Annotated in this window: 9 protein-coding genes and 4 pseudogenes; 8 read left to right on the plus strand and 5 right to left on the minus strand. The window is 62.0% G+C overall.

Features of this window, described 5'->3' with window-relative positions:
- The first annotated feature begins 1 nt into the window (after nucleotide 1).
- Together AZL_RS32975 and AZL_RS35155 are read left to right on the plus strand one after the other, a co-directional pair.
- Nucleotides 2-1,282 (plus strand): protoporphyrinogen/coproporphyrinogen oxidase, encoded by a 1,281-nt coding sequence (locus tag AZL_RS32975; RefSeq protein ID WP_012978678.1) that lies wholly within the window; start codon nucleotides 2-4, stop codon nucleotides 1,280-1,282.
- A gap of 56 nt (nucleotides 1,283-1,338) precedes the next feature.
- Nucleotides 1,339-2,211 (plus strand): DUF4422 domain-containing protein, encoded by an 873-nt coding sequence (locus tag AZL_RS35155; RefSeq protein WP_012978679.1) that lies wholly within the window; start codon nucleotides 1,339-1,341, stop codon nucleotides 2,209-2,211.
- 38 nt (nucleotides 2,212-2,249) lie between these two features.
- Here the strand turns inward: AZL_RS35155 and AZL_RS32980 are convergent.
- Nucleotides 2,250-2,651: pseudogene (locus AZL_RS32980) on the minus strand (transposase); the annotation flags it as partial.
- A 207-nt stretch (nucleotides 2,652-2,858) separates the two neighbouring features.
- On the opposite strand from AZL_RS32980, the gene AZL_RS32985 reads away from it, so the two are divergent.
- The 3 genes and pseudogenes from AZL_RS32985 to AZL_RS32995 form a co-directional block, all read left to right on the plus strand.
- Nucleotides 2,859-3,251 (plus strand): IS66-like element accessory protein TnpA, encoded by a 393-nt coding sequence (locus AZL_RS32985; protein ID WP_012973093.1) that lies wholly within the window; start codon nucleotides 2,859-2,861, stop codon nucleotides 3,249-3,251.
- Complete coding sequence (gene tnpB / locus AZL_RS32990) at nucleotides 3,248-3,595, plus strand: IS66 family insertion sequence element accessory protein TnpB (protein ID WP_012973092.1); 348 nt, start codon at nucleotides 3,248-3,250, stop codon at nucleotides 3,593-3,595. The genes AZL_RS32985 and tnpB (AZL_RS32990) overlap by 4 nt, the downstream gene beginning before the upstream one ends.
- Nucleotides 3,596-3,677: 82 nt before the next feature.
- A pseudogene (locus AZL_RS32995) lies at nucleotides 3,678-4,136 on the plus strand (IS66 family transposase); the annotation flags it as partial.
- 148 nt (nucleotides 4,137-4,284) lie between these two features.
- Here AZL_RS32995 and istB read toward each other — a convergent pair.
- Nucleotides 4,285-5,040: an IS21-like element ISAzs2 family helper ATPase IstB gene (gene istB, locus AZL_RS33000; RefSeq protein WP_012972684.1), complete on the minus strand. Its 756-nt coding sequence runs from the start codon at nucleotides 5,038-5,040 to the stop codon at nucleotides 4,285-4,287.
- 10 nt (nucleotides 5,041-5,050) lie between these two features.
- Nucleotides 5,051-6,565 (minus strand): IS21-like element ISAzs2 family transposase, encoded by a 1,515-nt coding sequence (gene istA, locus AZL_RS33005; protein ID WP_012972683.1) that lies wholly within the window; start codon nucleotides 6,563-6,565, stop codon nucleotides 5,051-5,053.
- A 177-nt stretch (nucleotides 6,566-6,742) separates the two neighbouring features.
- Between istA and AZL_RS33010 the strand changes: the two are divergent.
- From AZL_RS33010 to AZL_RS33020, 3 genes and pseudogenes are all read left to right on the plus strand, one after another.
- A pseudogene (locus tag AZL_RS33010) lies at nucleotides 6,743-7,937 on the plus strand (IS66-like element ISAzs20 family transposase); the annotation flags it as partial.
- A 6-nt stretch (nucleotides 7,938-7,943) separates the two neighbouring features.
- Nucleotides 7,944-8,156, plus strand: a complete 213-nt coding sequence (locus AZL_RS33015) for a hypothetical protein (protein WP_012973089.1) — start codon at nucleotides 7,944-7,946, stop codon at nucleotides 8,154-8,156.
- A gap of 153 nt (nucleotides 8,157-8,309) precedes the next feature.
- Complete coding sequence (locus AZL_RS33020) at nucleotides 8,310-10,400, plus strand: recombinase family protein (protein ID WP_012978683.1); 2,091 nt, start codon at nucleotides 8,310-8,312, stop codon at nucleotides 10,398-10,400.
- 19 nt (nucleotides 10,401-10,419) lie between these two features.
- Here AZL_RS33020 and tnpB (AZL_RS33025) read toward each other — a convergent pair.
- Both tnpB (AZL_RS33025) and AZL_RS33030 read right to left on the minus strand, forming a co-directional pair.
- A pseudogene (gene tnpB, locus AZL_RS33025) lies at nucleotides 10,420-10,581 on the minus strand (IS66 family insertion sequence element accessory protein TnpB); the annotation flags it as partial.
- Nucleotides 10,578-10,976: an IS66-like element accessory protein TnpA gene (locus tag AZL_RS33030; protein ID WP_042447023.1), complete on the minus strand. Its 399-nt coding sequence runs from the start codon at nucleotides 10,974-10,976 to the stop codon at nucleotides 10,578-10,580. The gene AZL_RS33030 and the pseudogene tnpB (AZL_RS33025), both read right to left, overlap by 4 nt.
- Between the last annotated feature and the right edge of the window lie 148 nt (nucleotides 10,977-11,124).

Raw genomic sequence — 11,124 nt, forward strand, 5'->3', positions numbered from 1 at the left:
TATGACTACTGACGTGCTGGTTCTCGGTGGCGGAATCGCTGGTTTGTCCGCTGCGGCAACGGCACGAAATTGTGGCTTAAGTGCTACAGTATTGGAAGAAGCATTATTGCCTGGGGGGCTGCTACGTAGTTTTGAGGTAGATGGTTTCCGCTTTGACAATGGCGTACATCTTTCCTTTGCAACTGAACCTGAAGTGCGTGCGGTTTTTGACCAAACTCCCTGGATTGACCATGAAGCAACATCTTTTTGTCGCGATAATGGGATTTGGCTACGGCACCCAGTGCAAAATAATCTCTATCCCTTATCTGTAGAAGAAAAAATTGCGTTGATTGATGGACTTGTGCATGAGCCACGGCAAGAGGTCAACAATTATCGGGAATGGCTTGTGCAGCAGTACGGAGCACCCATTGCTGAGCGGTGGCCTGTTGCCTATACAAAAAAGTATTGGACTGTATCAGCTGAACAACTTGGAATAGATTGGATTGGACAGCGTATGCGTCGTTCCGATCTCAAAGAGGTTCTTCGTGGAGCATTGAGTGAGCGTGCTCCTAATACTTATTATATAAATCATATGCGCTACCCGAAAAAAGGGGGATATGGATCTTTTATTTCTCCGCTCGTTCAGATGGCGGATGTGGAATGCGGGCAAAGGATTGTGGAGGTTGATTATAAAAATCGTGTTGTCCGTTCGGCAGAAGGGAAATATTGGAGGTATCATCATCTTGTGAGTACATTGCCGCTTCCTAACTTGGTTTCAATGATGCCGGATGTGCCGGATTCTGTTTGCTCAGCTTCTAAAACATTATTTGCAACTTGTGTTGATCTTGTTTCTATTGGATTTAATTCTAAAATATCAATACCCAGCCTTTGGTTTTATGTGTATGATTCAGATGTCTTGGCAGCAAGAGTTTATTCGCCATCTTGGAAGTCTCCGGAAAATGCTCCTTCTGGTTGCTCTTCTCTTCAGTTTGAACTGTACTCATCTGTTAAATCTCCTATCAAAAAATCTGTGGATCAGATGGTTGAGAATTGTCTTTCTGCCGTGGAGGAGTTTGGTATTTCTTGTAGAAATGATGTACGCTTTACGCATCATAAGCGCCTTCGGTATGCAAATGTAGTATTTGATCTTGGCATGGAAAAACGGCGTGACTTGGTGCGTAGTTGGGTAGAGAGTACAGGAATTTCCCTTGCTGGACGCTTTGGGGAGTGGGCTTATTTATGGAGCAATCAAAGTTTTATGTCTGGCCATCAAGCCATTTTAAATATAATAGGTAGAATTTAGTAGATATAGCTTTTTAGAAGGCTATATGAGTCTGTCAAAGATGAAAGGAAGAAGAAGTGCGTATCGGTATATTTACGGTGCACCATAAGGAAGGGATGAAGACACCACAAGCATATCCATTTATCCCTTTTATGGTTGGGTGTTCAGGCACCCTCCCATCTGGATTCTTCGGTGATAATATGGGAAGAAATCTGCAAGACTCGGGGTTTCAATCCGCGTCCTATGGAGAGTTGCGCGCTCATTATAGCGTGTGGAAAAATCATTTAAATGATTTCGATGTGGTTGGGTTTCAACATTATAGAAGATTTTTCTTCTTTGATACGCCGGAACTTCGAGAGTTGTTTCCAGAAGCAGAAATGATAAGAAGAGCGGTTTCTCGCCACCCTAATCTGTATATTAATTTTGGCATGAGGGATTTTGAAAGATTAATTAATGCAATGAATTCTGTCTCAGAATCTATTGCGAGAAGTATAAAGAATTATACCGAAAATGGTATTGTTTGTACTCAGAGACTTTTAACAGGAAAGAGCATTGCATCTTTCTTTCGAGAAGTTCATAAGGATTATCATTGGGATATATTTTCATCAATTTTGCAAAAAAGAGGAGGGAAGTTTTCTGTTTTCAATTATGAATTGGAGAATAATTTTTGGGCGCCATATTGCACAATGTTTATGATGAAATCATCAATTTTTTCTGATATTATGGAAACTCTCTTTGATGTTATGAGAGAGGTAGAGCTAGAGTTTCAAGCTAAGGGGATCGAGATAGAAGGTAGAGATTTGGGCTACATTGCTGAAAGATTGATTGCAGTAATCGTTCTGGATTATGTATTCAGAAATCCTGAGTCTAACCTCTTCGACCTTCCAATGGTTAGCTGCCTTTCTCAATATGAGAGTGGTATATATACTTCGGTTGGGCGTGCAATATGATCTCTTTAGAGTCGGACTCGGGATCGGCATAGCTGTGTCTATGTCCTGGCCGCCCGTCTTGAGAGCAGTTTGACGCTTGCGATGAAGATCCAGGCGACGGCACTCTCGACGGTGGCCTCGAAGTCCTTGGCGAGGCGCCGATTGCGGTTAAGCCAGGCGATGGTGCGCTCGACGACCCGGCGCCGGGGCAGCAGTTCAAAGCCTTTGGCGGCGTCGGACCGCTTGACGATCTCCAGGGTCCATGTCCCGATCTGGGCCAAAGCGGTTTCCAGTTTGGGTCCAGCGTAGCCGCCATCCGCGAAGACGTGGCGAAGCCAAGGGTAGGGTGTGCGAACGGAGGCGAGGAGCGCCGGGGCGCCATCACGGTCCTGGATGTCGGCGGCATGAACGATGGCGGCGACCAGCAAGCCATTGGTGTCGGTCAACACAGTACGCATCCGGTGAGTGACGCGGGTGCGGATCGAATCGTTCAGCGTGCTGCTCGGTGGATTTGGATGAGTTCCTTAAGGCTTTCGACGCCATCTTCGGTCAGGGCATGGAACCACTGCTCGCCTGGGCCGTACCCCTCCGCCGAGCGCCGCCTTGTGACCGAGCGGGGAAGCTGAATCATTGTGCCTGTCCCTATGGCTATCCCTATGGCAGTCCCTATGACTATCCAACGCGTCGAGGTGATCACGGGCCAGGAGCGGCGGCGGCAGTTCAGCGACGAGGAGAAGCTGCGGCTGGTCGAAGAGGCGTTCCAGCCGGGCGTCAAGGCGACCGAAGTCGCCCGGCGCCTGGGCGTGGACGTCAGCCTGCTGTACCGCTGGCGCCGCCAGTTCTTCGGTCAGCAGCCCCGGCTGCCCGCCTTCATGCCGATCACCGTCGCCACCGACGCTCCGGCACCGGAGGAGGTGGCAGAGCCGACAGCGGCGCCAGCGGCCCCACCAGCCGGTCTCATCGAGGTCGAATTCGCGACGGCGCGCTTGCGCATCACCGGCCCGGTCGATCCGGCCCTGGTCGGCACGGTGATCGCCGCGCTGTCGGGACGGTCGGCATGATCCCGGTCCCCTCGGGCGTTCGGGTCTGGCTGGCGGGCGGGGTCACCGACATGCGCTGCGGGATGAACTCTCTGGCGCTGAAGGTCCAGGAGGGTCTTGGCCGCGATCCCCATGCCGGCGATTTATACGTTTTCCGTGGGCGTCGCGGTGACATGGTGAAGTGCCTGTGGCATGACGGGCTCGGCATGTCGCTGTACGCCAAGAGGCTTGAACGGGGCCGTTTCATCTGGCCCAGCCCGGCCAGCGGAGCCGTGGCCATTTCCGCGTCCCAGTTCGCGTATCTGCTCGACGCCATCGACTGGCGCAATCCGCAGCAGACTTGGAGACCGCGCTCGGCCGGATAGGCTGCGGCACAGTGAATCAACCCGCCGCTCTCCGGCGGGAAGAGCGAGGATCGGTGCGGGTTTCCGGGTACAATCCGGCCCCATGGACGCCCTGCCCGACACCATCGACGCCCTGCGCGCCGCGCTGATCGAAGCGCGGGGCCGAGCTGCGTTGGCCGAGGCGGACGCCGCCCAGGCGCGGGCCGAACGGTCCGGCGACCAGGCGCTGATCGCCACCCTGAAGCTCCAGATCGAGAAGCTCCAGCGCGACCTCTACGGCCGGCGCTCCGAACGGACCTCCCGACTGCTCGGCCAGCTCGAATTCCAGTTGGAGGAGGCGCAGGCAAGCGTCGGCGAGGACGATCTGGCGGCGGAACAGGTGGCCGAGGCGACCGGCGCGGCCCGCATCACCCGCAAGGCGCCGTCGCGCAAGCCGTTCCCGGCGCACCTGCCGCGCGAGCGCGTCGTGATCCCGGCGCCGGCGGTGTGCCCATGCTGCGGCTCGACCCGGCTGTGCAAGCTGGGTGAAAGCGTGACCGAGACGGCCGAGCGCATTCCTGCGTATTTCGGCGAATTCGCCCAGGCGTTTCGGTTGAAAGCGCCCACCGTTTCGGCGAAAGCGCCCACCCGAATTGCAAGCTGGTGGGAGCCGGGGCCGAACCCTGGATTTACGTTATGAAGGTTGTGGGTTTGGTTGCCAAGCACCGGCCTTAGGTGTCGGGGGTTTCGCTGGCGGCATCGGCCTTGGTGCGGCGCATGGAGTCGCCATGCAGGTCGATGCGGTAGGCCCGATGCACGAGGCGGTCGAGGATGGCGTCGGCGTAGGTGGCATCGCCGATGAGCCGATGCCAGTTGGCCACGGGAACTTGGGTGGCCAGCATGGTTGCGGCCCGGTCGTGGCGGTCATCGATCACCTCCATCAGGTCCAGGCGCTGAGGCGCGGTCAGCTCGGTCATCGCCCAGTCATCCAGGATCAGCAGGTCGAGCCGGGCGATCCGTCGCAGCAGCCGGGCGAGCGAACCGTCCAGGCGGGCGGTGGCCAGATCGTCCAGCAGGCGGGTCAGCCGGGTGTAGAGTACGCTGTGGCCTTCCCGCGCCGCCTGGTTGCCGAGTGCACAGGCCAGCCAGGTCTTGCCGATCCCGGTCGGGCCGGTGATCAGAACCGGCCGGTTCTCCTTCACCCAGCGCCCGGTGGCCAGCTCGCGCACAACACCGCGATCGAGCCCACGCGGGGTGCGCAGGTCGAGGTCCTCCAGGCAGGCCGTCTGGCGCAGCCGGGCACGTTTCAGTCGGCTGGCGAGTGCGGTGTTGGCGCGCTCTGCCGCTTCCCGCTCGATCAGCGTGCCCAACTGCTCGTCGAAGGCCAGTTGGCCGCGATCGGGCAGGCGTTCCAGCGCCTCCAACCCCTTGGCCATGCCGTACAGCCGCAACTGGCGCAGCCGCTCGTGGTTGACGTGCTTCATCATCGTATCTCCGTCAGTGATAGTAGGAAGGGCCGCGCAGATTGGTGTGCTCGCCGGCACCGGCCGCGTCCGCCGTTGTGGCCGGGGGAGCGGTCAACCAGCGCTGGACGTAGCGGTAGGATCCGACGTTGGCCTCCAGCGCCGCCTGGCAGGCTTGCTCCAGCCGGCTGGTGCCGTGGGTGGCCGCCAAGCGGATCAGGCCGATCCCGGCCCGCACCGCCTGTTCGGGGTGATCGGCGCCGGCCAGGATGCGTTCGAACAGCAGCGCGGCGGCCGGGCCGATGGCGGCCAGTTCGGTCTGGATGGCATCGGGGGTGAAGCGGGCGACGGCCCGGTGGTTGGCGGGGCGATGGGCGTCCAGCGTCACGGTGGCGCCGTCCTGCCGGCGGACATGGCAGGCCATCCGCTTGCCGCGCAGGAAGACGCTGATCACGCCGGCGGTGCTGTGCACGTCGACCGTCTTGCCGATCAGCGTGTGGGGCACCGAGTAGACGCCGCCGTCGAGAGCGAGATGATAGTCGGGCGGGACCTTGTGGCGCGCCCAGGTGCCCGGCACGAAGCGGTCCGGCGGCAAGGGGCGCAGGGTCGGCTGCTCCTCGGCGGCGAACAGGCCGGCGCGCGTGTCCTGCGGCCGGCGGCTCAAGGGAGCGGCATTGAGGGTGGCCAGCTTGTCGCGCAAGGCCGCGTTGGCGGCGTCCAGCGTGGCGAAGGGCGTATCGCGCAGCGGGGCCAGCACCCGCCGCTCGACCTGCTGCACGCCGTTCTCGGCGCTGGGCTTGTCGCGCGGGCGCCGCACCCGGGCCGGCAGGACGGCGGTGCGGTAGTGCCGGGCGAGATCGTGATAAGCCGGGTTGATCGCCGGATCGTAGAAGGAGGCGTGGCTGACGCCGACCTTGAGGTTATCCGGCACCAGCTTGCCCGGCACGCCGCCCAGATGTTCGAACAGCCGGGTGTGGGAGGCCAGCCACTCCTCCGCCTGCTGGGTCCAGGTCGCCTCGGCATAGACGTAGCCCGAATACGGCAGGCAGGCGACAAACACCTGGGCCTGCCGCGCCTCAGCGCCGAGCCCGACGGTCAGCGTCATCCCAGCGTAATCAACCTCGATCGCCGCCCCCGGCCGATGTTCCCGGCGCAGACGCGGCTCGGCATGAGCACCCTGCCATGCCCGGAAATGCTGGACGAATTGGGTGTAGCGATAGCCGCCGGGATGGACCTCCAGGTATTCCTCCCACAGCAGCCGCAGCGTTACGCCACGGCGGCCGAGTTCCCGGCTGATGTGCCGCCAGTCGGGCACCGGGCGCGCCGACGTGACCGGAGGCGGGAACAGCCGCTCCTCCAGCTCGACGTCCGTCCAGCCCAGCACATCCGCGTACTGCAGCCCGGAGGCCCGTAGCCGCTCCAGGTAATCGCGCACGGTGCTGCGCGGCAGCCGGCAGGCATCGGCAATCTGCCGTTGGCTGGCGCCAAACTCATCCCGCAGACGAAGGACTTCTCTGATCCGCCGCATGTCCGACCTCGCTCGGGGCATCCCGATCCTCCTTGGCCTGTGCCGTGGAAAGATCATGGGGATGCCAAAGGCTGGTTCGGACCCCGATACCACCACTCCTACGGGTGGGCGAATTCACCGAAACGGCTGGGCGCTTTCACCGTTCTGCCCGGGCGCTTTCCGCCGTTCCCGCTGGGTGCTTTCCGCCGAAATATGCACATTCCCGCGCGGTGGAAAATCATCCAGACGGTGCGCGAGAAATTCTCCTGCCGGGACTGCGAGACGATCAGCCAGCCGCCGGCACCGTTCCACACCACGCCGCGCGGCTGGGCGGGGCCGAACCTGCTGGCCACGCTGCTGTTCGAGAAGTTCGGCCAGCATCAGCCGCTGAACCGCCAGTGCGAGCGCTTCGCCAAGGAGGGCATGGAGATCAGCCTGTCCACCGCGGCCGACCAGGTGGGGGCGGCCTGCGGCGTGCTGAAGCCGCTGCTCGACCGGCTCGCAGCGCATGTGCTGGCGGCGGAGCGGTTGCACGGCGAGCCCGAAGGGCCAGCGAAGCTACGACACGACCGTGCCGGTGCTGGCGAAGGGCAAGACCGACACCGGCCGCATCTGGGTCTATGTGCGCGACGATCGCCCCTTCGCGGGCGCGGCGGCACCGGCGGCGCTGTTCCACTACTCCCGCGACCGTGGCGGCGGGCATCCCGAGGCACATCTGGCCGGTTGGGCCGGAGTGCTGCAGGCCGACGCCTATGCCGGATACAACCGCCTCTACGACGCGAGCCGCCAGCCGGAGCCCGTGGCCGAGGTCCTGTGTTGGGCGCACGCGCGTCGGAAATTCTTCGAACTCGCCGATATCGCCGCCAACAAGCGGCGCGGCAAGGGGGCGCCCCCGATTTCTCCGCTGGCGCTGGAGGCGGTGCGGCGCATCGACCCGCTGTTCGACATCGAGCGCGAAGCCCTCGGGCGCTCGGCAGCCGACCGTCTGGCGGTGCGCACAGAGCTGTCCAAGCCCCAGGTCGAGGAACTGGAAAACTGGATGCGAACGGCCCGGGCCGGGATGTCGAAGCACGCGCCGGTGGCCAAGGCGATGGACTACATGCTGACCCGCTGGGAAGGCTTCACCCGCTTCCTGCGTGACGGACGGGTCTGCCTGACCAACAATGCTGCCGAACGAGCGTTGCGTGGAATCGCCCTTGGCAGGAAGGCATGGCTATTCTGCGGATCGGATCGAGGCGGGCAGCGCGCCGCCGCCATGTACAGCCTGATCGTGACGGCAAAGATGAACGACATCGATCCCCAGGCGTGGCTGGCCGACGTCCTGGCCCGCATCAACGATCTGCCGCAGACCAAGCTGCACGAACTGCTGCCCTGGGAATGGAAGCGGCTGCACGAGGCGACCACGGCGATCTGAGGAACCATGGCCAGAACCCGCAACCTCGTGACCATGGAGCGCGTCGCCGAGATCCTCGGCGAGGACGTCGAATGGCTGATCGACATTGCCATCGAGCTGGAGCCGGAGGACGGTTGCCTGGCCGTGTTCGGCCCAGGCGAGCAGTGGTTCCATGCCCTGACCGAAGATGGCGTCGAAAGCCTTAAGGAACTCATCCAAATCCACCGAGCAGCACGCTGAACGATTCGATCCGCACCCGCGTCACTCACCGGATGCGTACCTCTGTTCCGCTTCAGGACATCGCCGTTCCGGACGAAGTCGTGCAAGTACTGGCGGATCTCCTCTTGGAAGCTGTGGGCGCCCATCTCGACATGGAGAACAGGGAGGAGGCCCATGAGCACCAAGATCACCGTTGATCATCTGGGCCGCGGTGCCGCGATCTATGTTCGCCAATCCACACCTGGTCAATTGATCAACCACACGGAAAGCCGTCGCCGACAGTATGACTTGGCTGATGCCGCACGGGCGGCTGGGTTCGTCGATGTCATGATCATCGATGAGGACCTTGGCCGCTCCGGTTCCGGCCTCGAATGCCGTCCTGGCTTTCAGAAGCTGGTGGCGGCGGTCTGCGCCGGCACCGTCGGTGCCGTCTCTTGCATCGAGGCATCGCGGCTGGCCCGCAACGGCCGGGATTGGCACCACCTCATTGACCTTTGTGCTCTGGCTGGGGCGTTGGTCGTCGACCCAGATGGGGTCTATGATCCAAGGCTGCTGAACGACCGCCTTCTGCTCGGCCTGAAGGGAACAATGTCGGAGTACGAACTCAGCCTGCTGCGTCAACGCGGCATCGAAGCCCGAGACGGAAAAGCCCGTAGGGGCGAACTGCGGTTCACGCTACCGCCCGGCTACTGCTGGAACGAGGCCGGACGGATCGAAATCGATCCTGACGCGCGCGTTGCCGGCGCGATCCGGATGCTGTTCAGCAAGTTCCGCGAACTGGGCAGCGCCCGCCAAGTTTTTCTCTGGGCGCGCGCCGCCGAGCTGTCACTCCCCGTCGTGCGGCGCAACCTCATCGCCTGCAAAATCCTTTGGCAGCCGCCGGCCTACCACACGGTGATCCAGGTCCTGCAGAACCCGATCTATGCCGGCGCCTACGTGTTCGGCCGACGGGGTAATCGGACTCGCGTTGTCGAGGGTCGGGCTCGGAAGACGAGCGGGCATAAACGAGAGCGCACCGACTGGAATACCCTGCTGCGCGACAACCACGAGGGCTACATCACCTGGGCCGAGTTCGAGGAGCATCAGCGCATGCTCGAGGAAAATGCCCACATGCAGAAGCGTGCCGCCCGCAAAGCTGGCCGTGGTGGCCGTGCTCTGTTGACCGGGCTGGTCCGGTGCGGGCACTGCGGTCGCAAGATGCGGGTCTTCTACGGCATGCAGTCGGGGCATGCCCACCGGTACCAATGCCGAGGTGACGATGCCCATGTCGGTGTCGGTCTGTGCATCGGCATCGGCGGTATTCGTGTCGACCGGGCGGTCGTGGCGCAGATGCTGGAAGCCGTCTCTACCAGAGCGGTGGAGGCTGCCCTGCTTGCCGCCGACCAGGCGGCTGCGGCGGGGGCGGAAGAGCGGGCAGCGCTGGAGCGCGAGTTGGAGGCGGCCCGCTATGATGCCTCGTTGGCGGCTCGCCGGTACGACCTCGTGGAGCCGGAAAAGCGCCATGTTGTGAGAGAACTGGAAGCGCGCTGGAATACGGCTCTGGAACGGGTGGCGCAGATCGAACGTCGGATTGCCGAGGCCGAGGCGCGCTCATCGGCGCGCCCAAGGGTGAACAGGGCGGCTCTTCTGGGGTTGGCTCACGATCTGTCGGCGGCCTGGAATGCACCGACAGCGGACGCGCGAACTCGGCAACGTCTGACCCGGCTACTCGTGGAGGAGGTGGTGATCGACCTCGACGACACAGCGCACGAGGCGGTGCTGCGGATCCACTGGGTAGGTGGCCGACACACCGAACTGCGTGTCCCACGGGCCAGGACCGGGCGTCGAGCGAACAAAGCACATCCAGGAGCGGTGGAGGTCGTGCGCAAGCTGTCCGGGCATTGGCCGGATCATGAGATCTCCGTCACGTTGAACCGCATGAAGTGCCGAAGCGATAACGGAGAGACCTGGACGACCGTGAAGGTTCGGTTGTTGCGGGAGCGACTTGGCCTTTCCGATTTCGACCCGACTGTACCCCGTCCCGAGACGCTGACGGCCGACAAGGCAGCGAAGCGGCTCGGCATCTCGATTCCCTCCGTACACCGCCTTATTCAGCGTGGGATCCTGCCGGCAACGCAGCTTGTCTCATCGGCCCCGTGGCACATTCCCGTGGCAGCCTTGGACACGGACGCCGTGCGAACGGGCGTGAACGAGATTAAGGCGCGGCGCCCCAAGAACCTCATTGATTATCAAAGAGATGAGACGATGCCGCTGCCAGGATTGTGAAAGGAGGGATGCACTATGTCACGCGATTTGGTCGGCGGCCCCGGAACAGGAAGAGATGGCCGGAGTAGGGATCCTTCTTGAGAACCTCCTGGACCAACAGGGCGAGGCCGTCGAAGCCCTTGCGCATGTCGGTGGCGCCCATCGCCAGATAGACCCGCACCCCGGCGGGGACCGGGATCATCGGCGCTCCAGAACGGCGAGGACCCGACGCAGGGCGCCCGCATCGACATGGCGATCGACGCGCAGGCAATGGCCACTGGGCAGCACGATCTCGATGATGCCGGTTCCGGCAGGCGGAAGGGGCGCCATCTTGTCGTCCGGGATGGACGGCGGGGCGTCGGCGATCCGCACGGGCACGAAGTTCACCGCTGGTTCGGGCGACGGGCTCGCCTGCCCCTCCTCGATCTGCCGGCGCCAGCGGTACAGCAGGCTGACGTTGAGGCCGTGCCGGCGGGCCACCTCGGAGGCCACCACGCCGGGCCGGAACGCTTCCGCCACCAAGCCCGCCTTGTCCGCGGCGCTATAAACGCGGCGCTTCTCCGATCCCGTGATCACCTCAACGCGCTGGTAAGTCATAAGTATAGCCATGGGGCTGGACATAGGACCAAGCCGCGGCCATCCGCGGCGTCCCCACTCAGCCCGCTTCGTCCACTCCCCGCAAGGCGGCCATCGTCGGACGGTTACTCATGTTGAACCCAGTCTCTCAAGAAACGGGGCCTCCAGC

This window comes from Azospirillum sp. B510, from assembly GCF_000010725.1.
GTDB classification, from domain to species: Bacteria; Pseudomonadota; Alphaproteobacteria; order Azospirillales; family Azospirillaceae; genus Azospirillum; species Azospirillum lipoferum_B.

Coding starts and splice junctions, on each gene's coding strand:
- AZL_RS33015 (WP_012973089.1), top strand. CDS start 7,944: ATGGCCAGAACCCGCAACCTCGTGACCATGGAGCGCGTCGCCGAGATC.
- AZL_RS33020 (WP_012978683.1), top strand. CDS start 8,310: ATGAGCACCAAGATCACCGTTGATCATCTGGGCCGCGGTGCCGCGATC.
- AZL_RS33030 (WP_042447023.1), bottom strand. CDS start 10,976: ATGACTTACCAGCGCGTTGAGGTGATCACGGGATCGGAGAAGCGCCGC.
- AZL_RS32975 (WP_012978678.1), top strand. CDS start 2: ATGACTACTGACGTGCTGGTTCTCGGTGGCGGAATCGCTGGTTTGTCC.
- AZL_RS32985 (WP_012973093.1), top strand. CDS start 2,859: ATGACTATCCAACGCGTCGAGGTGATCACGGGCCAGGAGCGGCGGCGG.
- tnpB (WP_012973092.1), top strand. CDS start 3,248: ATGATCCCGGTCCCCTCGGGCGTTCGGGTCTGGCTGGCGGGCGGGGTC.
- istA (WP_012972683.1), bottom strand. CDS start 6,565: ATGCCCCGAGCGAGGTCGGACATGCGGCGGATCAGAGAAGTCCTTCGT.
- istB (WP_012972684.1), bottom strand. CDS start 5,040: ATGATGAAGCACGTCAACCACGAGCGGCTGCGCCAGTTGCGGCTGTAC.